18 protein-coding genes and 3 pseudogenes are annotated in these 21,869 nt (G+C 71.5%); 11 read left to right on the top strand and 10 right to left on the bottom strand.

The genetic code is table 11. The annotated features are described in order from the left end of the window. Positions 1-49: 49 nt before the first annotated feature. The 6 genes and pseudogenes from AC3WLN_RS02095 to AC3WLN_RS02070 form a co-directional block, all read right to left on the bottom strand. The gene (locus AC3WLN_RS02095; protein ID WP_492479228.1) at positions 50-2,200 is read right to left on the bottom strand and encodes a methyl-accepting chemotaxis protein; all 2,151 of its coding nucleotides are present in this window, start codon (positions 2,198-2,200) and stop codon (positions 50-52) included. 164 nt (positions 2,201-2,364) lie between these two features. Continuing rightward, positions 2,365-4,029: pseudogene (gene ilvA, locus AC3WLN_RS02090) on the bottom strand (threonine ammonia-lyase, biosynthetic); the annotation flags it as partial. After that, positions 4,010-4,342, bottom strand: a pseudogene (locus AC3WLN_RS02085) (asparaginase); the annotation flags it as partial. The pseudogenes ilvA and AC3WLN_RS02085, both read right to left, overlap by 20 nt. Before the next feature lie 241 nt (positions 4,343-4,583). After that, positions 4,584-4,940: a diacylglycerol kinase gene (locus tag AC3WLN_RS02080; RefSeq protein WP_492479227.1), complete on the bottom strand. Its 357-nt coding sequence runs from the start codon at positions 4,938-4,940 to the stop codon at positions 4,584-4,586. A gap of 1 nt (position 4,941) precedes the next feature. Beyond that, positions 4,942-5,991, bottom strand: a complete 1,050-nt coding sequence (locus tag AC3WLN_RS02075; RefSeq protein ID WP_492479226.1) for an AbrB family transcriptional regulator — start codon at positions 5,989-5,991, stop codon at positions 4,942-4,944. A gap of 60 nt (positions 5,992-6,051) precedes the next feature. After that, positions 6,052-7,026: a LysR substrate-binding domain-containing protein gene (locus tag AC3WLN_RS02070; protein ID WP_492479224.1), complete on the bottom strand. Its 975-nt coding sequence runs from the start codon at positions 7,024-7,026 to the stop codon at positions 6,052-6,054. A 152-nt stretch (positions 7,027-7,178) separates the two neighbouring features. Here AC3WLN_RS02070 and AC3WLN_RS02065 point away from each other — a divergent pair, with 152 nt between their 5' ends. Then, positions 7,179-8,768 (top strand): catalase, encoded by a 1,590-nt coding sequence (locus tag AC3WLN_RS02065; RefSeq protein WP_492479223.1) that lies wholly within the window; start codon positions 7,179-7,181, stop codon positions 8,766-8,768. 191 nt (positions 8,769-8,959) lie between these two features. Here AC3WLN_RS02065 and rplS read toward each other — a convergent pair whose 3' ends face one another. Beyond that, a complete protein-coding gene (gene rplS, locus AC3WLN_RS02060) occupies positions 8,960-9,415 on the bottom strand; it encodes a 50S ribosomal protein L19 (RefSeq protein WP_055957797.1) in 456 nt (151 codons plus the stop codon). A gap of 321 nt (positions 9,416-9,736) precedes the next feature. Here rplS and AC3WLN_RS02055 point away from each other — a divergent pair, with 321 nt between their 5' ends. From AC3WLN_RS02055 to AC3WLN_RS02040, 4 genes are all read left to right on the top strand, one after another. After that, on the top strand, positions 9,737-10,303 hold the full coding sequence (locus AC3WLN_RS02055) for a NifU family protein (RefSeq protein WP_492479222.1): 567 nt from the start codon (positions 9,737-9,739) through the stop codon (positions 10,301-10,303). A 161-nt stretch (positions 10,304-10,464) separates the two neighbouring features. Continuing rightward, positions 10,465-11,142: a tRNA (adenosine(37)-N6)-threonylcarbamoyltransferase complex dimerization subunit type 1 TsaB gene (tsaB, locus tag AC3WLN_RS02050; RefSeq protein WP_492479262.1), complete on the top strand. Its 678-nt coding sequence runs from the start codon at positions 10,465-10,467 to the stop codon at positions 11,140-11,142. Beyond that, positions 11,139-11,660 carry a GNAT family N-acetyltransferase gene (locus AC3WLN_RS02045; RefSeq protein WP_492479220.1) on the top strand — a complete coding sequence of 174 codons (522 nt, stop codon included), beginning with the start codon at positions 11,139-11,141 and terminating at the stop codon, positions 11,658-11,660. Before tsaB ends, AC3WLN_RS02045 begins: the two co-directional genes overlap by 4 nt. A 27-nt stretch (positions 11,661-11,687) precedes the next feature. Further along, complete coding sequence (locus tag AC3WLN_RS02040) at positions 11,688-12,566, top strand: lysophospholipid acyltransferase family protein (RefSeq protein ID WP_492479219.1); 879 nt, start codon at positions 11,688-11,690, stop codon at positions 12,564-12,566. Positions 12,567-12,585: 19 nt separating this feature from the next. On the opposite strand, the gene AC3WLN_RS02035 is transcribed toward AC3WLN_RS02040, so the two are convergent. Both AC3WLN_RS02035 and AC3WLN_RS02030 read right to left on the bottom strand, forming a co-directional pair. Then, positions 12,586-12,963 carry a BrnA antitoxin family protein gene (locus AC3WLN_RS02035; protein WP_492479218.1) on the bottom strand — a complete coding sequence of 126 codons (378 nt, stop codon included), beginning with the start codon at positions 12,961-12,963 and terminating at the stop codon, positions 12,586-12,588. A gap of 25 nt (positions 12,964-12,988) precedes the next feature. Beyond that, positions 12,989-13,225 (bottom strand): annotated as a pseudogene (locus tag AC3WLN_RS02030) (BrnT family toxin); the annotation flags it as partial. A gap of 170 nt (positions 13,226-13,395) precedes the next feature. Here AC3WLN_RS02030 and miaB point away from each other — a divergent pair. The 6 genes from miaB to AC3WLN_RS02000 all read left to right on the top strand — a co-directional run bounded on the left by miaB (position 13,396) and on the right by AC3WLN_RS02000 (position 20,525). Then, positions 13,396-14,736 (top strand): tRNA (N6-isopentenyl adenosine(37)-C2)-methylthiotransferase MiaB, encoded by a 1,341-nt coding sequence (gene miaB / locus AC3WLN_RS02025; RefSeq protein WP_492479217.1) that lies wholly within the window; start codon positions 13,396-13,398, stop codon positions 14,734-14,736. Between the two features lie 213 nt (positions 14,737-14,949). After that, positions 14,950-15,993 (top strand): PhoH family protein, encoded by a 1,044-nt coding sequence (locus tag AC3WLN_RS02020; RefSeq protein WP_492479260.1) that lies wholly within the window; start codon positions 14,950-14,952, stop codon positions 15,991-15,993. Then, positions 15,990-16,505, top strand: coding sequence for an rRNA maturation RNase YbeY (gene ybeY, locus AC3WLN_RS02015; RefSeq protein ID WP_492479215.1), 516 nt, complete (start codon positions 15,990-15,992; stop codon positions 16,503-16,505). The genes AC3WLN_RS02020 and ybeY overlap by 4 nt, the downstream gene beginning before the upstream one ends. Before the next feature lie 48 nt (positions 16,506-16,553). Next, complete coding sequence (locus tag AC3WLN_RS02010; protein ID WP_492479214.1) at positions 16,554-17,666, top strand: hemolysin family protein; 1,113 nt, start codon at positions 16,554-16,556, stop codon at positions 17,664-17,666. A 10-nt stretch (positions 17,667-17,676) separates the two neighbouring features. Continuing rightward, entirely contained in the window at positions 17,677-19,353 is a 1,677-nt protein-coding gene (gene lnt / locus AC3WLN_RS02005; protein WP_492479213.1) for an apolipoprotein N-acyltransferase, read from the top strand. After that, positions 19,350-20,525 (top strand): MFS transporter, encoded by a 1,176-nt coding sequence (locus AC3WLN_RS02000; RefSeq protein WP_492479212.1) that lies wholly within the window; start codon positions 19,350-19,352, stop codon positions 20,523-20,525. The genes lnt and AC3WLN_RS02000 overlap by 4 nt, the downstream gene beginning before the upstream one ends. A gap of 226 nt (positions 20,526-20,751) precedes the next feature. On the opposite strand, the gene ctrA is transcribed toward AC3WLN_RS02000, so the two are convergent. Next, positions 20,752-21,453 carry a response regulator transcription factor CtrA gene (gene ctrA / locus AC3WLN_RS01995; RefSeq protein WP_019903129.1) on the bottom strand — a complete coding sequence of 234 codons (702 nt, stop codon included), beginning with the start codon at positions 21,451-21,453 and terminating at the stop codon, positions 20,752-20,754. Positions 21,454-21,869: the final 416 nt, after the last annotated feature.

The raw sequence follows: 21,869 nt of genomic DNA, 5'->3' as shown, positions 1-21,869 counted from the left end.
AGACCGGCGGACGCCGCCGGCCCATGCGGCGATGACCCTGCCGGCCCGCTCAGGCCGCCCGGACGGTGGCCAGGAAGCCCGCGACTTCCGTGCGCAGCTGCTCGGACTGGCGGGAGAGGTCCGCCGATGCGCGCTGGACCTGGTCCGCGGTGGCGCCGGCCTCCGCCGCCGAGCGGGCCACGGCCTCGATGTCCTGGCTCATGGCGCCGGTGCCGGAGGAGGCCTGGCCCATGTTGCGCACGATCTCCTGGGTCGTCACGCCCTGTTCCTCCACCGCGGCGGCGATGCTGCCGGTGACGACGCTCATGCCCTCGATGCGCGTCACGATGCTGCGGATGGCGCCGGTGGCGCCGGTGGTGGCCGAGCGGATGGCGTCCACCTGCCCGGCGATCTCGGTGGTGGCGCGGCTGGTCTGCTCGGCGAGGTTCTTCACCTCGGCGGCGACGACCGCGAAGCCCCTCCCGGCTTCGCCCGCGCGGGCCGCCTCGATGGTGGCGTTGAGCGCGAGGAGGTTCGTCTGGCTAGCGATCTGCGAGACGAGGCCGACGACGTCGCCGATCCGGGTCGCGGCCTCGGACAGGACCTGCATGGTGGCGGCGGTGCGCCCCGCCTCCTCGACGGCCTGGGCGGACATGGTGGAGGCCTGCTCGACCTGCCGGCCGATCTCGCCCACCGTGGCGCCGAGTTCCTCGGCCGCCACCGCCACCGCGTTGACGTTGCCGGCGGTCTCCTGCGCGGTGGCCGCGGCGGAGCTGGAGCGGCGGGCCGTGCCGGCCACCGCGTCGGTCATGCCGGTGGCGGCGCCCTGCAGGTCGGTGGAGGCCTGCGAGACGGTGCCGACGATGCCGCCGACGGAGCGCTCGAAGCGGTCGGCGAGGTCGCGCAGCAGGGCGCGGCGCTCGATCTCCTCGCGCAGGCGGGCGGCCTCGGTGGTCTTCAGCTGCTGGGCGGCCTCCTCCAGGGAGATGTCCCGGATGGTGACGACGGCCCGGGCGATGTCGCCGATCTCGTCGGCGCGGCGGCTGCCCGGCACCTCGGCCAGGGTCTCGCGGCGGGCGAGGGCCTGGAGGGCGCGGGTGAGGGCGCCGAGGGGACCCACGATGGTGCGGGCGAACAGGAGGCCGAGGAGCGTCGTCACGGCGAGGACCGCGAGGGCGGTCGCCGCCAGGGCCTTCGTCAGCGTGCCCACCGCCGCCAGGGTCTCGTCCTCGGCCTGCTCGGCGAGGATCGTCCAGGGCGCGCCGAGCACCGAGACCCGGGCGGTCGCCACCATCCGCTGGCCGCTGCCGTCCGTGTAGGTGAAGGGGCGCTCGCCCGCGAGGTCGGCCTTGTCGAGGCCCAGCGCCGTGGCGGGCTTGCCGGCGCTGACGGAGCGGGACAGGGGCGGGTTGCTGCGCAGGGTGCCGTCCGCGCCGACGGCGATGACTTGGCCGGTCTCGCCGAGGCCGCCGCGATCCGACAGGGTCCGGTCGAACAGGGCGGGCGTCAGGCGCAGGAGCACGAAGCCGATGCGGGAGGCTTCCTGCCCGGTGCCCATGGCGACGTTGGCGCGCCGGGCGATGGACCGGCCGATGAAGGCGGAGGGAACCGCCTCCGCCGGGTAGGCGGCGTAGTCCTCGAAGAGCGTCGCGTCCGCATCGGCGCTCTTCAGGCGCGCCACGAGGCGGGCCAGGCCCGTCCCGGCGTATTCGGGCTCGGTGAGCGCGCGGCCGAAATCGCCGCCCTTGGTGGTGGTGTAGACGATGCGGCCGTCCTCGGAGACGAAGACGAGGTCGGCGTAGCCGGGCCGCTCCAGGAGCTTGCGGGCGACCTCCTGCACCTTGGCGTGGCGGCGCCCGTACATCGTGCCCGCCGCCTCGGCGCCGAGGCGCGCCTCGCGGCTGGCGCCCTCCGTGTAGGTCCGGACGAGGCCGGCGAAGTCGGGCTTGGCGGGGTCGAGGGCTTCGACGAGGTCGCCGAAATTGCCGCCGACCTGCGGGTTGCCCGCCACCGTGACGAGGTCGCCGCCGACGCGCTCGGCCACCAGCTCGATCCCGACCTTGCGGGCCGAGGCGGCGAATTGCAGGCGCTCCCGGGCGGCGTCGACGAGGCCCGACCGGGCGCTGTACCAGCTCAGGCCTCCCATCACGCTGGCGCTGACGAGGGCCAACCCGACGGTGATCGCCGGCAAGCGGAAATTCAAGCTGGTAAGACGCGGCATTCGAGACGACCGATGAAGAGTTCGGGCATCCGTCTTATGCGGGAAATCTCAATTAAAACTTTCGCGATCTGAAAATCGCGCAAGCATTCAAAATACCACGGGAGTCGATCGCTGCGGAGCGCGCCCGATCCCGGGCCGCGATGTCTCGGTCCGACTGTCCGGGATCAGGCCGCCGCCTCGGCCGGGCCCCGGCCATCGTCGAGGAACATCCGGTAGGCGGGATTGTCGGTCTCGTCGAAGCAGGGATAGTCCAGCGCCGCGATGGCCGCGTCGAAGCGGGCGCGCTCGGCCGGCGGCACGTCGATGCCGGCGAGCACCCGGCCGTAATCGGCCCCGTGGTTGCGGTAGTGGAACAGGGTGATGTCGAACCCGTCCCCCAGCGCGTCGAGGAACTTCATCAGCGCGCCCGGCCGCTCCGGGAACTGGAAGCGGTAGAGGCGCTCGTCGGCGAGGCCGGTGGCGCGCCCGCCGACCATGTAGCGGATATGGACCTTGGCCATCTCGTTGTCGCTCATGTCGACGGCGCGGTAGCCGGCCGCCCGCAGCGAATCGAGCAGGGCGTGCTTCTCCCGCAGGCCGCCCGCGAGGTTGATGCCCACGAAGATCTGCGCGTCGGCCGCCGCCGCATGGCGGTAGTTGAACTCGGTGATCGCCCGGGGGCCGAGGGTCTGGATGAAGGCGCGGTAGGCACCCGGCCGCTCCGGGATGGTGACGCCGAGCAGGACCTCGCGCTGCTCGCCGATCTCGGCGCGCTCGGCGATGTGGCGCAGGCGGTCGAAGTTGAGGTTCGCCCCGCTGGAGATCGCCACCAGCGTCCCGGTGCCGTTCTCCTGCCGGGCCGCGTAGGCCTTGGCGCCGGCGAGCGCCAGGGCGCCGGAGGGCTCCGAGATGGCGCGGGTGTCGTCGAAGATGTCCTTGACCGCCGCGCACATGGCGTCGGTGTCGACGGTGATGACCTCGTCGAGGAATTCGCGGCAGAGCCGGAAGGTCTCCGCACCCGCCTCCCGCACCGCGACGCCGTCGGCGAAGAGGCCAACGGTGGGCAGCACCACGCGCTCGCCGGCGGCGAGCGCCGCGGCCATGCAGGCGGCGTCGTCGGGCTCGACGCCGATGACCTTGGTCTCGGGCCGGAGATACTTGACGAAGGTGGCGATGCCGGCCGCGAGCCCGCCGCCGCCGATGGGCACGAAGATCGCCTCGATCGGCCCGGAATGCTGGGTCAGGATCTCCATCCCGATGGTGCCCTGGCCGGCGATCACGTCCGGATCGTCGAAGGGATGCAGGAAGGTCAGGCCGTCGCGGGCCTCGAGTTCCCGGGCATGGCCCAGGGCCTCGTCGAAGGCGTCGCCGAACAGGATGACCTCGGCGCCCCGGGCCCGGCAGGCATCGACCTTGATCGCCGGGGTGGTGCGCGGCATCACGATCACGGCGCGCACGTTGAGGCGGGCGGCGGCGAGCGCCACCCCCTGCGCGTGGTTGCCGGCCGAGGCGCAGACGACGCCCTTGGCCAGCAGCTCCGGGGCGAGGCCCGACATCTTGTTGTAGGCGCCGCGCAGCTTGAACGAGAAGACCGGCTGCAGGTCCTCGCGCTTCAGGAGCACCGGGCGGGCGAGGCGCGCCGACATGCGCGGCATCGGGTCCAGCGGGCTCTCGATGGCGACGTCGTAGACGCGGGCGGTGAGGATCTTGCGGATGTAGTCGGTCAAGGAGACACGGGCTCCGGCGGTGGTGCGGCGCGGTGAGATTCGCTCCGCACATAGGCGCTTGGCGCGCGAGAAGCGAGCGAGGCGCTGTCGCGGGACGGGACCGCTACCCGTCGAACAGGGCCTGGAGCGCCGCGCGGTCCTTGGTCTTCGGGAGCGCGATCAGGGTCAGGATGCGCGCCTTGTCCGGCGTCAGGTCGTCGGCGAAGACGGCGCCGGCCTTCAGCAGCGTGTTGCCGCCGCCCTTGAAGCCGTACACCGGCAGGGCGCGGCCGGTATAGACCTTGGTGGCCACGACGACCGGCACGCCCTTGCCGATGACCTCCACGATCGCGTCGTGCATCTCGGCGTTCACGTTGCCCCGGCCATAGGCCTCGACCACGATGGCCTCGGCGCCGGTCTCGGCCGCGTGGCGGACCTGGCTGCCGTCGGCACCCGCGGGAGGCATGAGAAGAAGTAGACCACCGAGGCCGAACAGTGTTCGTCTCAGGATGGTGGCGACCGCCATGAACGCAACTCGGTTGACTCTGGTCGTTCCCTTCGGGATCGACCGGGCCCGCAGGGTTGGAGGAGCGCGTGGTCCCTGTCCGGGGCACGGCGCCCGAAACGTCACCGTGCGGCCCTTCGATTTCTTCTGCGAAAATCTTTTTCTGGTCTGCGCAGCGCTTTCGCAGAGCCTGTCAGGGATGGTCCGACAGCCGCTCGAACAGCGCCGCGATCCAGACCAGGGCCGCGATGCCCTGCGCCGAGAAGGTGCCGGCGGAGGCGAGATCCTTGACGATGCCGATCTTCGGGTGATGGCCCGGATGGAGATGGTCGCAGAGCTTCTCCACCGCCGTGTTCAGGAATTCGGCCGCCAGCATCAGCAGCAGGGTCGCCACCAGGGCCACCCGGACCCAGAGGCCGGAGCCCAGCACGAGCGCCAGGGGCAGGCCGAGGACCAGGAGCGCGAGTTCGAGGCGCACCGCGCGCTCGGTCCGGGCGCCGTGCACGAGGCCGCGCCAGGAGTTCAGGAAGGCACGATAGAGGGCGTGCATCTCAGGGCGCCGCCGGAGCGCCGCGGGCGATCCACTTCGCCACGATCGGGCCGGTGACCAGCACCACGAACAGGCGCAGGGTCTGCACCGCCAGGACGAAGGAGACGTCGACCTTCGACCCGACCGCGATGATCGCCACCGAATCGAGCCCGCCCGGGCTGGTGGCGAGGTAGGCGGTGAGGAAGTCGATGGGCAGCAGGAAGGTCAGGCCGTAGGCCCAGCCGCCGCACAGCGCGATGACCCCGAGGGTCGCGACGACGATACCCGGCATGGCGCCGAGCGTCTCGCGCAGGGTCTCGCGGCGGAAGCGCAGGCCGACATACCAGCCGATGGTGGCGTAGGCGAGGTCGAGGACCGGCATCGGCAGCGCCATCGAGACCAGGCCGGAGGCGTGGAGCGCCGCCCCGAGGAGCATCGGCCCGGTCAGGGCGAAGGCCGGCAGGCGCAGGAGCCGGGCCAGCCCGGCGCCGCAGGCGGCGACCGCGAGGGTCGCCAGGAGCGCCAGGGGCGCCACCCGCATCGGATCGGGGAGCGGCACCACGTTGGAGACGTCGGTGAGCAGCCGGGCCATGATGGAGGCCGAGAGCACCACCGCCACCACCCGCACGTACTGCATGAAGGCGACGAGGCGCGGATCGGCGCCGTATTCCTCCGACATCGCCACCATGGCGGCCGCCCCGCCGGGCGACGAGCCCCAGGCGGCGGTGGAGCCCGGCAGGATGCGCAGGCGGGTCAGGGCCCAGCCCACGGCGCCGCCGACCAGGACGGTGATGAGCACCACGGCCAGGATGAGCGCGCCGTCGTCGACCACCGTGGCGACGATCTCGCCGGTCACGGTATGGGCCACCAGGCAGCCGATCATCGCCTGGGCGGCCTGGAAGCCGAATTTCGGCACCGACAGGTTGGCGCCCCCGACCCCGAAGGCGATGGCCGCCACCATCGGCCCGAGCAGGAGGGCCGCCGGGAAATGCGCGCGGTCGAGGCCGTAGGCCAGGAGGGCGGAGGCGCCGAGGAGAGCCGCCCAACGGCCGATGAAGCGCAGTGAGAGCACGGTGATGCCGGGGATCGGATGCCGGAAGGGGCCGGGCGGGAACGCCCGTCGCGCCGGGCGCTACACCGGATCGGCCACGCTGTCACGGCGCCCGGTGCGCGGAGACGGCATGCCGTCGTCGCGGCAGGCGGTGGTGCCCGCCGGCGCGTGGGCGCGGAAGAACGCGGCGAGATGCGCGAGCCCGTCGGCCCGCGGATCGCTGGTGCGCCAGGCCAGCGCCACGGTGCGGCCGGGGCCGTCGACGTCGAAGCTGCGTGTCACCGTGAGGCCGCTCGGATCGGGACCCGAGGGCACCGCCAGGGCGGGGAGCAGGGTGTAGCCGGCCCCCGCCGCCACCATGGAACGCAGGGTCTCCAGGCTGGTGGCGTGGCGCCCGGCGGCCGAGCCGGCGCCGCAGGCGGCCACGGTCTGGTCGCGCAGGCAATTGCCCTCGTCGAGGAGCAGGAGGTCGGGGCCGGCGATGTCGGTGGCCCGCAGCGCCCCGCCCCGGGCGAGGGGGTGCTCGGCCGGGCAGGCGAGCTGGAACGGCTCCACGAAGAGCGGCGACACCGTCAGCCCGGAGGCCGGGACCGGCAGGGACACCAGCGCGGCATCGATGCGCCCGTTGCGCAGGCCCTCCAGGATCTCGGCGGTGCGCGCCTCGCTGAGCGCCAGGGCGAGGAGCGGATATTCCTGGCGCAGGGTGCGCAGGACCAGGGGGAACAGGTAGGGGCCGAGGGTCTGGATCGCCGCCAGGACGAGGCGGCCGGTGAGGGGAGCGCCGCGGCCCTCGCTCGCCAGCACCAGCAGGCGCTGGGCCTCCGCCATCACGATGCGGGCCTGGCGCACGATGGTCTGCCCCGCCGGCGTCAGCATCACCCGGCGGTTGCCGCGCTCGAACAGGGCAAGGCCCAGAAGGTCCTCCAGCTTGCGCACCTGGACGCTGAGGGTCGGCTGGCTGACGTTGCAGCGCTCGGCGGCCCGGCCGAAATGCATCTCCTCGGCGACGGCGACGACGTATTCGAGGTCACGCAGGGAGAGGCCGGACAGGTTCATAGGCGATGCCTATCATGATCTTCGCAACGATGCATTGGTCAAATGATGCGGCGCGGTTCATAAGCCTGTCTCAGAACCATTCCAGGTTTTCAGGGACAGGGCCTGGACGCGGCCATCGCCGCGTCGGCCCTATCCGAGCGAGAGAGCACCGCATGAGCGATCAGCGCCCGATTCTCACCACCCGCCAGGGCCACCCGGTTCGCGACAACCAGAGCACCCGCACGGTCGGCGAGCGCGGCCCCGCGACCCTCGAGAACTACCAGTTCATCGAGAAGATCACCCATTTCGACCGTGAGCGGATCCCCGAGCGCGTGGTGCATGCCCGCGGCGCCGGCGCGCACGGCTACTTCGAGGCCTACGGCAAGATCGGCAACGAGCCGGCCTCCAAGTACACCCGCGCCCGGGTCCTCAACGAGACCGGCGTGAAGACCCCGATGTTCGTGCGCTTCTCCACCGTGGCCGGCGCCAAGGAGAGCCCGGAGACCGAGCGCGACCCGCGCGGCTTTGCGGTGAAGTTCAAGACCGTCGACGGCAACTGGGACCTCGTGGGCAACAACCTGAAGGTCTTCTTCATCCGCGACGCGATCAAGTTCCCCGACATGATCCACGCCTTCAAGCCGGACCCGGTGACGAACCGCCAGGAGGCGTGGCGCTTCTTCGACTTCGTGGCGCAGCACCCCGAGTCGATCCACATGGTCACGCACCTGAAGTCGCCCTGGGGCATCCCGGCCAACTATCGCGAGATGGAAGGTTCGGGCGTGAACACCTACAAGCTGGTCAACGACCAGGGCGAGGCCGTGCTCTGCAAGTTCCACTGGGAGCCCAAGCAGGGCATCCGCAACCTGACCTCGGCTCAAGCCGCCGAGATCCAGGCGAAGGATGTCGGCCACGCCACGCGCGACCTCTACGACAACATCAAGGCCGGCAACTTCCCCGAGTGGGAGTTCTGCGTGCAGATCATGCCCGACGGCCCGAACGACCACCTGTCGTTCGATCCCCTCGACGACACGAAGCTCTGGCCGGTCGAGGACTTCCCCCTGCTGCCCGTCGGCCGCATGGTGCTGGACCGGGTGCCGGACAACTTCTTCGCCGAGGTCGAGCAGTCGGCCTTCGGAACCGGCGTCCTCGTGGACGGCATCGACTTCTCGGACGACAAGATGCTCCAGGGGCGCACGCTGTCCTACTCGGACACGCAGCGCTACCGCGTCGGCGCCAACTACCTGCAGCTGCCGATCAACGCGCCGCAGCCGGGCGTGAAGGTCTATTCGAACCAGCGCGACGGGCAGATGACCTATAGCGTCGACGGCACCGGCCCGAACCGCCACATCAACTACGAGCCCTCGACGCTGGCCGAAGGCCTGCGCGAGGCGCCCAAGCCGGCCAAGGACTATCACCAGCCGGTGCAGGGCAACCTCGGCCGCTACCAGACCTCGCGCACCGAGGACGACTACACCCAGGCCGGCGTGCGCTACCGCTCGTTCCAGGATTGGGAGCGCGACGACCTGATCGCCAACCTCGTGGCCGACATGAAGCAATGCCCGGAGCCCATCCAGCTGCGGATGGTCTGGCACTTCCTCCACGCGGACGAGGATTACGGCCGCCGCGTCGCCGAGGGTGCGGGCATCGACCTCGCGAAGGCGCGCGCCCTGCCGCCGCTGCCGGGCCGCGCCGCCCCGGGCAAGCGTCTCCAGGCCGAGACCTACACCGACGGAAGCCAGGCCCACAGCATCGCCGCCGAGTAACTCCTCGGTCGGATTACGACGAAGCCCCGCAGGGTCCACGACCCTGCGGGGCTTCTTGCGTTCTGCGGACCACTCGGGCGTCGCTCGGCCCGTGCCCGTGCGGCAAACAAAAAGCCCATCCGGTTTCCCGGATGGGCTGGAGAGACCAGACGTCTCGGACGCGGAGAACCCGCGCCCGGCCCCCCGAGAAATTATTCGGCGGCGGTCTTCGCGGCGCTCTTGGCGGCCTTCTCGGCCTTGCGGGCGTCCTTGTTGGCCTTCGAGGCATCGGCCTTGGCGGCCTTCTCGGCGGGGCGGTCGGCGCGCTCGACGATACGGGCGGACTTCCCGCGGCGGTCGCGCAGGTAGTACAGCTTGGCGCGGCGCACCTTGCCGCGGCGGACGACGGCGATCGAATCGATCAGCGGCGAGTAGAGCGGGAACACGCGCTCGACGCCCTCGCCGTAGGAGATCTTGCGGACGGTGAAGCTCTCGTTGAGGCCGCCGCCGGAGCGGGCGATGCAGACGCCCTCGTAGGCCTGAACGCGGGTGCGCTCGCCTTCCTTCACCTTGACGTTCACGGTGACCGTGTCGCCGGGCTGGAAATCGGGGATGGTCTTGCCGAGCGAAGCGATCTGCTCCTGCTCGAGCTGCTGGATGATGTTCATGGGTTATGTCCTGCCGGTGCGCGCCCGTGATCCCCGGATGGGACCGCGTGCGTCAGGATTTCGGCATCCTGTTTTGAATTGAGGCGGGCCATACACGAGGCGGGGGCCCTTGTCCACGTTTCGTGGAACAGAGCCTTTGTCCACGTTTCGTGGGACAGACCCGGGACCGGCCGTCGCGCGTCCGGCGCGCGCACTCGGCGTGCGCATCCGACGTGGTTGAGAAATTCCCGCGCGCGGTCCACATGGGGAGAGCGGCGGGGACGTCCGCCGCCATTCCCGGCCGGCCTTGAACCGGCGCAGCGGACGAGGATCCTGTCCACCATGTTCATCCAGACCGAAGCCACCCCGAACCCCGCCACCCTGAAGTTCCTGCCCGGCCGGGTCGTGCTGCCCGAGGGCACCTTCGAGGCGCGCGATTCCGAGGCCGCCGCCCGCTCGCCCCTGGCCAGCCGACTGTTCGACGTCCCCGGCGTCAGCGGGGTCTATCTCGGTCACGACTTCATCTCCGTCACCAAGGCCGAGGACGACAACCTCTGGCCCCAGGTGAAGCCGGCCGTCCTCGGCGCGATCATGGAGCACTTCCAGTCCGGCGCCCCGGCCCTGGCCGAGGGCCACGTCGCCGGCAGCAAGGACGCCGAGGAGTTCTTCGATCCGGCCGACATCGAGACCGTCGAGACCATCAAGGACCTGCTCGAGACCCGGGTGCGCCCGGCGGTGGCCGGCGACGGCGGCGACATCACCTTCCGGGGCTACAAGGAGGGCGTCGTCTACCTGGAGATGAAGGGCGCCTGCTCGGGCTGCCCGTCCTCCACCGCGACCCTGCGCAACGGCGTGCAGAACCTGTTCCGGCACTTCCTGCCGGAGATCCGCGAAGTCCAGGCGATCTAAAGCCGCGCGAATTCCGGCGCGCCGACGCAAAGCCGCAACAGGTTCGCCCGAATTCGTCCATGATGGCCGCTCCGCCCTGACGGAGCGGCCGTTTTTGTCTTAAACTCGTGTCCCCGGACGCCGTGGCGCGCTCCGGGCCTGTGGCACGATCGGGAGTGACGTTGCGTATCCTCGCCATCGACACGGCGCTCGACGCCTGTTCCGTCTGCATCGCCTCGGATTCCACCGACGATCTCCTCGCGCACGAGTCGATGGTCCTCGGCCGCGGCCACGCGGAGGCGCTGCTGCCGATGATCGAGCGGGTGGTCGCGCGGGCCGAGGGCGGCTTCGAGGCGCTGGACCGGGTCGCCGTCACGGTCGGGCCCGGCAGCTATACCGGCCTGCGGGTCGGGCTCTCCGCGGCCCGGGCCATCGGGCTCGCCACCGGCGTCCCGGTGGTCGGCGTCACCACCCTGTCGGCCCTGCTCGCGCCGCTGCTCGCCGTGAACGGCGAGGGCCTGATCGTGGCCGCCATCGATGCCCGGCACGGCTCGGTCTATCTCCAGGCGATGAGCATGACCGACGGCATCGTCGTGCCGCCGAGCCACCTGCCGGTGGCTGAGGCGGCGGCGATGCTCGACGGCGCCGTCACCCTCGTCGGCTCGGGCGCCCCCCTGGTCGCCCAGGCCGCCAGGGCGCGGGGCCTCGACATCGCGGTCGCCGGCACCGGCGCGGCGGAGATCGCCTGGGTCGCCTCGCTCGGCATGCTCGCCGACCCCGCCCAGGCGCTCGCCCGGCCGCTCTACCTGCGCGGCCCCGACGCCCAGCCGCAAGATCACGCGAGACTCGCCCGCCGATGACCCGTTCGCTGACGCCGTTCTGGCCCTTCGAGGTCTGGTCCGCCTGGTGGGAAGCCTGGGGCACGGCGCCCTACGTCACCCTGCTGCGGGATTCGGGGCAGGCGCGGGCCCTGGCCCGCATCCATGCCACCGCCTTCGCCCGCCCCTGGGACGCGCACGAATTCGAGCGGATGCTGTGCGAGCGCTCCACCGAGGCGCATGCCCTGTGGAAGGGCGGCGCGATCCAGGGCTTCGTGCTCTCGCGCCGGGCGGCGGACGAGGCCGAGATCCTCACCGTCGTGCTGGCACCGGCCGCGCGGGGCGGCGGCCTCTCGCACAAGCTCATCGCCGCTCATCTCGAGCACCTCGTCCAGGCCGGAATCCGGACGGTCCATCTCGAGGTCGACGAGGGCAATGCGCCGGCCCTGAAGCTCTATGCCCGCCACGGCTTCCGGCAGGTGGGCGAGCGGACGGGCTACTACACCCGCGCCGACGGCGCCCGCGCCACGGCCCTGACCATGACGGCGGTGCTGGCGTGACGCCAGCCGGCGCGCGCTAGCCGCCCGATGTCCCGCCTCGGTGCCTTCTGCCGCCTGGCGCTCTGCGCCCTGGCGTTCCTCGTCATCGTCGGGCCCCACCTCATCAGCCTCCGGTACGGGCGCGGCCGCATCGCGGCCTGGATGCCGGTGCTGTTCCACCGGGTCTTCGTCGCCCTGTTCGGCCTGCGGGTGACCCAGAGCGGCACGCCGCCCGGGGAAGCGGAGCCGGCGCTCGTCCTGTCGAATCACGTCTCCTGGCTCGACATCATCGTGCTCGGCTCCCTGCGGCCGCTCTCCTTCGTGGCGAAGTCCGAGATCGCCGGCTGGCCGGTGGTCGGCACCCTGGCCCGGCTGCAGCGCACGGTCTTCATCGACCGGGCGCGCCGGGCCGACACCGCCACCGTCAACGCCACGGTGGCGCAGCGCCTCGCCCGGGGCGACCTGATCGTGCTCTTCGCCGAGGGCACCACCGGGGACGGCACCCGCCTGCTGCCGTTCCGCTCCTCGCTGGTGGGCGCCGCCCGGGCGGCGGTGGCCGGGGAGGGGCCCGCCCGCATCCGGCTCCAGCCGCTGGCCATCACCTATCCGCGCCGCAACGGCCTGCCCCTGGTGCGCGCCGAGCGCCCTGAGGTGGCCTGGTACGGCGACATGGACCTCGCCCCCCATCTCGCCGCCTTCTTCGACGGCGGACCCATCGACGTGCACGTGGTCTGGGGCGCGCCGATCGCCGTGGAGGCCGGCACCGACCGCAAGCGCGCCACCGCCCTGGCGGAAGCCTCGGTGCGGGCCGCCCTCCAGCGCGGCGTCACGGGCCGGCCGCCCCTGGGACCGGTCTGGTCGGGACGAAGCCACGAGCCGGTCGATCGCGGCACGGCGGTTTCGGGCGCGGACCTGACGATCCGATGATCGCAGCGCGCCCGACGGATCAGGCGGATTTCGGGCCGACCTTCCGTGCGGGGTCGGCCGTAGGTCGGGCCCCGCGGTCGGCGGAGGACGCCGCTCCGGATCGCAGATAGATGGCCAAGGCCTCCTGCATCCTGACCTGCCAGCCGGGACCGGCGGCCTTGTAGGCTTCGATGAGGGCGGGCTCGACGCGGAGCGTGAGGTTGACCTTCGCATCTGCGCGCTTCGGGCGCCCACGCCCCCGTTTCGGCAGCAGAGCGAAGATGTCGGGCACCTCGCGGGCGGGCCGCAGGTCCGTGGCTTCGGACTCGGACAGTTCCGGCGTATCGGACACCGCATCCCAGTCCTCCTGGGTGTAGGCGGGTTCGACGCGGTCGAGTTTCGGCGCAGTGTCGGTCATAGGCGGACCTCTCAACAGGGCTGGCGCTGCGCAGGCTCACCAGGGACAGGGCCTCGGTGCCGAGCGGCGAGACGACCACCGCCACCACCCGCTCGCCGTTCCAATCCCCGATCAGCAGGTAGCGGACGCGGCCGTTCCGGCTGGGACGGGCCGGGCGGATCAGGGCCGTCCCGCCGTCGAAATGCGTGTCGAAATCGGCGAAGTCGTAGCCGTGCTTGGCGAGGTTCGCCTGCCGCTTCGCCTCGTCCCAAACCGTCGTCATGGCAGCCGATCGTCGAGACGGAACGATGCCACATTCAGGAATTGACGCAACTGCGAAAATTCGCGGGCGATGCATCGCCCGATGCGAAGGAAGAGGATACGGGTGTCGCGACGCCGCCGCCGATCCATGCTAAGGGCCCTCGCAGATCGTCATCTTCCGGAATCGGACTGTTGAAGAAAGCCTACGTCAAATCCTACGGCTGCCAGATGAACGCCTACGACGCCGCCCGGATGGCGGACGTGCTGGGCGCCGAGGGCTACGCGGCGACCGACGCGGTGGAGGAGGCGGACGTCGTCATCCTCAATACCTGCCACATCCGCGAGAAGGCCGCCGACAAGGTCTATTCCGAGCTCGGCCGCCTGCGGGTGCTCAAGGGTGAGCGGGCGCAAGCCGGCCGCGAGACCCGAATAGTCGTCGCCGGCTGCGTCGCCCAGGCCGAGGGCGCCGAGATCCTGGCCCGCGCCCCCACCGTCGACGTGGTGGTCGGCCCCCAGAACTATCACCGCCTGCCGGACCTGCTGGCACGCTCGGCCACGAAGCGCGTGGTCGACACCGAGTTTCCGGTGGAGGACAAGTTCGATCACCTCCCGGCCCGCCGCACCCACGGGGTCACCGCCTTCCTGACCGTGCAGGAGGGCTGCGACAAGTTCTGCGCCTTCTGCGTCGTGCCCTATACCCGCGGCGCCGAGGTCTCCCGCTCCGTAGCCGCGATCCTGGCCGAGGCGGAGAAGCTGGTGCGCGGGGGCGTGCGCGAGATCACCCTGATCGGGCAGAACGTGAACGCCTATCACGGCGCCGGACCGGACGGGTTCAGCGCGACCCTGCCGGCGCTGATGCACGCCCTGGAGCGCATCCCCGGCCTGCTGCGCCTGCGCTACACCACCAGTCACCCCAACGACATGGACGACGACCTCATCGCCGCCCACGGCACGCTGCCGGCGCTGATGCCCTACCTGCACCTGCCGGTGCAGTCGGGCTCGGACCGGGTGCTCAAGGCGATGAACCGCAAGCACACGGGCGACGCCTACCGCCGGATCATCGAGCGCGTGCGCGCGGCCCGGCCGGACATCGCCCTGTCCTCCGACTTCATCGTCGGCTTTCCCGGCGAGACCGATGCCGAGTTCGAGGACACGATGCGGCTGGTGCGCGACATCGGCTTCGCCAGCGCCTTCTCGTTCAAGTACAGCCCGCGCCCCGGGACCCCGGCGGCCGAGAGCGCCGATGTGGTGCCCGAGGCCGTGAAGTCCGAGCGCCTCGCCGCGCTCCAGGCGCTCCTCGACGCACAGCGCCACGCCTTCAACGCCGCCGCCGTCGGCCACGTGGTCGAGGTGCTGGTGGAGAAGCTCGGCCGCCATCCCGGACAGGTCGCCGGCAAGACGCCCCACCTCCTGCCGGTCCAGTTCGACGCGCCGTCCGCCACCATCGGCACCGTGGTGCCGGTCCGGGTGGTCCGGGCGGGCTCGAACAGCCTGTTCGGCGAGGCCGTCGGCGGTACGGCGGCCGCCGCTTGAGGGCGTGCCCCGGCCCCGTCGGTCGATACGCCGCGCCGGTGCGCCCCTGTCCGGCGCGCGCCGGGTGCCCATCTCGGCATCGTCTGCGACGCGGCGTGTTTGCGCACGGCCGAGGCGGATTTCCTGTAGCGAATGAAGGACGACGGCGTGCCAGGATCTGAAGGGGCGGGGGGACGCGGGGGGCCCTTGCGCGGGCGCGGCCCGGCGGCGCGGATCGGGGGACTGGTCGAGACCGAGGAAGTCTCCCTGACCTTCGACGACAATCGCCTCGCGAGCCTCGTCTTCGGCCAGTACGACCAGAACGTCGCCCATATCGAGCGGCGCCTCTCCGTCACCGCCACGGCGCTCGGCAACCACCTCGTGGTGAAGGGCAGCGTCGAGGCGGCCGAGAAGGCCCGCAAGGTCTTCGAGCGGCTCTACGCCCGGGTGCGGGCCAGCGGCCTGCCCCTGACCCTCGGCGACGTCGACGGGGCGATCCAGGAGACGACCCAGCAGGGCAACCTGTTCCCGGCCGCCGAGGTCAGCGCCGAGCCGGACCGGGCGGTCTTCGACCAGATCGCCACCCGCAAGCGCGGGGCGGTGCGCGCCCGCAACGCGGCGCAGGACGCTTACATCAAGGCCCTGCGCGGACAGGAACTCGTCTTCGCCGAGGGTCCGGCCGGCACCGGCAAGACCTGGCTGGCCGTGGGCTACGCCGTCTCCCTGCTGGAGCAGGGCCATGTCGAGCGCCTGATCCTGTCGCGCCCCGCCGTGGAGGCCGGCGAGCGCCTCGGCTTCCTGCCCGGCGACATGCGCGAGAAGGTCGATCCCTACCTGCGCCCGATCTACGACGCGCTCTACGACTTCATGGAGGCGCGCCACGTCGATCGCGGCCTGCAGACCGGCGTCATCGAGATCGCGCCGCTGGCCTTCATGCGCGGCCGCACCCTCACCAACGCCGTGGTCCTCCTCGACGAGGCGCAGAACACCACCTCGATGCAGATGAAGATGTTCCTTACCCGCCTCGGGGAGAACTCGCGCATGATCATCACCGGCGATCCCAGCCAGATCGACCTGCCGCCGGGCCAGAAGTCCGGCCTCGTCGAGGCGGTGCGCGTCCTCGACGGCGTCGAGGGCATCGGCCGCGTCACCTTCCGCGACGTCGACGTGGTGCGCCACGACCTCGTCCGCCGCATCGTCACCGCCTACGAGGCCGCCTCGCACGGGGAGGGCGACGCCGACCGCAACGCGGTCTCGCGCCGGAGGCCGCTGTCGTGAGCGCCGGCCCCGCCTTTGCGGCGGAGATCGACGTGGCGGTGGAGGACCCGCGCTGGGAGAGCGTGGCGCCCGACCTAGAGGGCTTCGTGATTCGCGCCGTCGAGGCCGGCCTCGCCGTGGCCCCCGAGCCGCCGGAAGGCGCCGTCGAGATCAGCATCCTGCTCGCCACCGACGCGGTGGTGCGGGACCTGAACCGGACCTGGCGCGGCAAGGACAAACCCACCAACGTACTGTCCTTCCCCGCGCCGGCGCAGCCCGCCCATGCGGGCATGCCGGTGCCGCTGGGCGACGTGGTTCTTGCGTATGACACGATGCTGCGCGAAAGTGCGGAGCAGTCGAAGCCGCTCAGCGACCATCTGGCCCATCTCCTCGTCCATGGCACCCTTCACCTGCTCGGTCAGGACCACGAGACCGGCGAGGCGGATGCCGACGCGATGGAAGCCCTCGAGGTGGCGGCCCTCCGCACCCTCGGCGTTCCCGATCCCTACGCGGCGGACCCCTCCGCCGCGTGAGCGGCACCGTGGGCGGCCGGACCGCCCGACATCCCAGATCAGAGAGACATGACAAACGATCGAAGTCGCGGCGCGGCCCAGGCCGCGCCCAGTTCCGGTGACGGTGAGAGCCAGGCCCGCGAGCCCTGGTACGACCGCCTCCTGCACGTCTTCCACCTGCGTCCCCGCGATTCGCTGCGGGACGACATCGAGGACGCGCTGGCCGAGCCCGACACCGGCGAGAACGCCTTCTCGCCCCTCGAACGCGCCATGCTCAAGAACGTGCTCGGCCTGCACAAGGTGCGGGTCGACGACGTGATGATTCCCCGGGCCGACATCGTGGCGGTCTCGATGGAGACCAGCCTCGGCGATCTCCTGAAGCTGTTCCGGACCGCCGGGCATTCGCGCCTGCCGGTCTACGGCGAGACCCTCGACGACCCGCGCGGCATGGTCCACATCCGCGACTTCGTCGACCACATCGCCGCCCGGGCCGAGGCCGGCAGCCGCCGGACCCCGCCCGCGGCCCCGGCAAGCGAGGGCGAGGCCGCCCCCGTGCTCCCGCCCCGGGCGCGGCGGGGCACCCGGGCCCTGCGCACCCTCAACCTCGCCCATGTCGACCTCTCGGCCACCCTGGCGGCCACCCGCATCCAGCGCCCCGTGCTGTTCGTACCCCCCTCGATGCCGGCCATCGACCTCCTGGTGCGGATGCAGGCGACGCGCACCCACATGGCCCTCGTCATCGACGAGTACGGCGGCACCGACGGCCTCATCTCCATCGAGGATCTGATCGAGATGGTGGTGGGCGATATCGAGGACGAGCACGACGTCGCCGAGGGACATCTCGTCCAGCGCGTGGACGGGGAGGGCGACGTCTTCGTCGCCGATGCCCGCGCGGGCCTCGCCGAGGTCTCGGCGGCCAGCGGCGTCGACCTCGTGGCGGCGGTCGGCGAGATGGCCGAGGAGATCGACACCATCGGCGGTCTCATCGTCACCCTCGCGGGGCGGGTGCCCTCGCGCGGCGAGCTCATCAGTGGGCCCGGCGACCTCGAATTCGAGGTCCTCGACGCCGATCCGCGCCGGGTGAAGCGCCTGCGCCTGCAGCGCGGCGACGCGCGCATCACCGCCGTGGTGCCCCTGGCCCTGCCGGCCCCGACGCCGACGCCCGAATCGCCCGCCCCGTGACGGAGCCGGCATGACCTCGATTCCCGCGGACCGCGCCGGGCGCGGTCCGGCGACGGGACCGCTCGCCGCCCTGGCCCAGTGGGTCATGCTCACCGCCGGCTGGCGCCGCCTCGCCGTGGCGATGGCCTCCGGCGCGCTCGGCGCCCTCGCCATGCCGCCCTTCGGGCTCTTCCCCGCCCTCGTCGTGTCCCTGAGCGTCGCCGTCTGGCTGATCGACGGGGCCGCCAGCGGGCGCAGGGCCACCCGCGGCGCGGTGCTCGCCAGCGCGGTGATCGGCTGGGCCTGGGGCTTCGGCTACCTCACCGCCGGCCTGTGGTGGCTCGGCTCGGCCTTCCTGGTGGAGGCGGAGGAATTCCTCTGGGCGCTGCCCCTCGGGGTCGTCGGCCTGCCGGCGGTGCTCGCCCTGTTCTACGCCCTCGGCTTCGCGCTCGCCCGGCTCGTCTGGTCGCGCGGCGCCCTGCGCATCGTCGCCCTCGCCCTCGGCCTCTCCGCCTGCGAGTGGCTGCGCGGGCACCTCTTCACCGGGTTTCCCTGGAACACCCTCGGCATGGCCCTGGGCCAGAACCTCTGGCTGATGCAGGGGGCGGCCGTCGTCGGCCTCTACGGCCTGACCTTCCTGGCGATCCTCGTCGCGGCGGCGCCCGCGACCCTGGCGGTCGCGGAGACCCGGCGTGGACGCTACGTCCCCCTCGGGCTCGCCGGCCTCGCCCTGGCGGGCCTCGCGGGCTTCGGCGCCCTTCGGGTTCCGGCGACCGCCGATTCCGTGGTCAAGGGCGTGCGCCTGCGGCTCGTCCAGCCGAACCTGAACCAGGACGCCAAGTTCCGGCCGGAGAACCGGCAGGACATCCTCGACCGCTACCTCGAACTCAGCGACCGGGCCGCCGCCCCCGACCGCACCGGGATCGCCGACGTCACGCACGTGATCTGGCCGGAATCGGCCTTCCCGTTCCTGATCCAGCGCGACCCGGAAGCCCTGGCCCGGATCGCCGCCGCCTTCCCGCCGGGCAAGCAGCTCATCACCGGCGCGGCCCGGGCCGAGGTGCCGGTGGGCGACGAGCGGCCACGCTTCTTCAACAGCATCCTGACCATCTCCGCCGGGCCGAAGCTCGGCGACATCTACGACAAGGTCCACCTCGTGCCCTTCGGCGAGTACCTGCCGGGGCCCCTCGACGCGACCCTGCGCGCCCTGCGCATCCGCCAGTTCGTCTCGATCCCGGGCGGCTTCACGGCGGGCGACCGGGCGACCCAGCGGATCATGAGCGTGCCGGGCCTGCCACCCGTGGCGGCGACGATCTGCTACGAGGCGATCTTCCCCGGGGCCATCGTGCCGGGCGCCACGCCCAGCGGCCCGCCCCCGGTGCCGGGCCTGATCCTCAACCTCACCAACGATGCCTGGTTCGGCGATACCCCGGGGCCGCGCCAGCACTTGGCCCAGGCGCGCCTGCGCGCCGTGGAGGAGGGGTTGCCCCTGGTGCGCGACGCCAATACCGGCATCTCGGCGGTGATCGACCCCCATGGCCGGATCACCGCGAGCCTGCCCCTCGGGGTCGAGGGCGTCCTCGACGCCGACCTTCCGGCGCGCCTGTCCGGGCGGACGGTCTATGCCAGCCTCGGCGATCTGCCCTTCGCCCTGGTCTGGCTCGGGGCGCTCCTCACCACCCTGGCGGCACGGCGGCGCGGCGCGTGAAGACAAGCCCTTCGGTGTCGGCCCGGCCGATCCTCCTCGGCCTCGGTATCATGCTGGTCGCCTTCAATATGCGCCCGGCCCTGACCACGGTCGGCCCGCTCCTCGAGCGCATCCGCGCCGAGACGGCCCTCACCGCCGCCGGGGCGGCGCTGCTCACGACCCTGCCGGTGCTCTGCATCGGCCTCGCCTGCACGCTCGGCCCCTGGGTGATGCGCCGCCTCGGGGCCGATCGCGGCGTTCTCCTCGCGGTCGCGATCGTCGCCCTCGGCTCCGGCCTGCGCGGGTTCGGCGGCCTGGGCCCCCTCTTCGTCGGGGCCTGCCTCGCCGCCCTCGGCATCGGCCTGTCCGGTGTGCTCCTGCCGGGGCTGGTCAAGCGCGACTTCCCCGGCCTCACCGGCATCGTCACCGGCCTCTACACGATGGTGCTCTGCCTCGGCGCCGCGGCGGGTGCGGGCCTGTCGGTGCCCCTCGCCGACGGGCTCGACGGCTGGCCCGAGGCCCTGGCCCTCTGGGCCGTGCCCGCCCTCGTCGCCACCCTCGCCTGGGCGCCCTTCGCCCGGGCGCCCGATACTGCGGGACGCGCGGCGCGGCCGGTCTCGCTCTGGCGCGATCGCTTGGCCTGGCAGGTCACCGGCTTCATGGGCCTGCAATCGTCGCTGGCCTATATCATGTTCGGCTGGCTGCCCCTGGTGCTGCACGATAGGGGCCTCAGCGCGGTCGAGGCCGGGTTCGTGTCCTCGCTGATGAGCATCGGGCAGGCCCCGGCGGCGCTCCTGGTGCCGTCCTTCGCCGCCCGCGTCCGCGACCAGCGCGGCTTCGCCGCCGGCCTCCTCGGCCTCTGCACCCTGGCCCTGGTCACCCTGGTCTACGGGCCGCTCGCCTGGGCGCTTACCGTCGGCATGCTGCTCGGCGCCGGCCTCGGCGGCCTGTTCGGCCTCGGTCTGACCATCATCGTCCTGCGGGCCCGCGACCCGGCCGCCGCCGGCAGCCTCGCGGCGATGTCCCAGAGCGTCGGCTACACCATGGCCTCGCTGGGCCCCCTGAGCTTCGGGCTGGCGCACGACCTGACCGGCGGCTGGGCCGCCTCGACGGCCCTGTTCTGTGCCATCGCCGCCTGCGCGTTCCTGTGCAGCCTCCAGGCCGGCCGCGACCGCTACGTCGGAACGCCCTGAAGTTCGGACCCGACGGGCCGAGACGCGCCCGCGACACCAGCACCTCCCGTGACATGGGACGGCCCCGCATCGAATCGGGGGGCATCCCGTGCACGCCCGGACCGGCGCCCTGGATCACCGACGCTGAGCCCGGCGATCCGCTCCGACGGCGGCGATCCGGATCGCGCCCCCGCACAAACAAAAAAGGCCCCGCTGATGCGGGGCCGTTTCACCGTCCGACCGGAGTTCAGACGGCGATCCGCTCTTCGCCCTCGTTGGGCTCGCGCAGCACGTAGCCGCGACCCCAGACGGTCTCGATGTAGTTTTTGCCGGAGGAGGCATTGGCGAGCTTCTTGCGCAGCTTGCAGATGAAGACGTCGATGATCTTCAGCTCGGGCTCGTCCATGCCGCCGTAGAGATGGTTCAGGAACATCTCCTTGGTCAGCGTCGTGCCCTTCCGCAGCGAGAGGAGTTCCAGCATCTGGTACTCCTTGCCGGTCAGGTGAACCCGGCTGCCGGAGACCTCGACGGTCTTCTGGTCGAGGTTCACGATCAGGTCGCCGGTGGTGATGACCGACTGGGCGTGGCCCTTCGAGCGGCGCACGATCGCGTGGATGCGGGCGACGAGCTCGTCCTTGTGGAAGGGCTTGGTGAGGTAGTCGTCGGCGCCGAAGCCGAGGCCTTTCACCTTGTCCTCGATGCCGGCCATGCCGGAGAGAATCAGGATGGGGGTCTTCACCTTGGCGACGCGGAGATTTCGCAGGACCTCGTAGCCCGACATGTCCGGCAGGTTCAGGTCGAGCAGGATGATGTCGTAGTCGTAGAGCTTGCCGAGATCGATCCCTTCCTCACCGAGGTCGGTGGTGTAGGTGTTGAAGCTCTCGGACTTGAGCATCAGCTCGATGCTCTGCGCGGTCGCGCTGTCGTCCTCGATCAGAAGTACCCGCATCGTCGGTCCCCAGCCCAGCCGGCCGTGTGCAGCGTACGGGCAAGCCCCCGCCGTTCGTCCGCCACCGGCCCGTGGCGAACGCTCCCTCGTCAATGACGTGAAACGCTATTCGTTAATCGTTAACAAACCCTGATTCACGGACGCAAGCACCCATTTGGCTCCGCGATCCGGCCACGCTTCCCGCCGTTGACGGTCTGTTCTCGTCCGACCGCCCCGGAACCGGATGCGAAACCTTCACCTGTCCCGATAAGTGCCTCGCCCGCTTGAACTTGTCGCGCGCTGTCTCTTCGGAACAACGACGTCCGAATGTCGCCTGCCGAACAGAAATCTTTTCCGTCCCGGCATGAGCCGGCCGCGCGCTACAAGCCCGATGCGCACAGTGTTAAGGAGGGAGGTAAACGAATGGTTGAGAGAAC

It is taken from the genome of Methylobacterium sp. FW306-05-D (assembly GCF_058782155.1).
The sequence above is the reverse complement of the archived record's forward strand: the minus strand, read 5'-3'. Positions and strand labels throughout refer to the sequence as shown.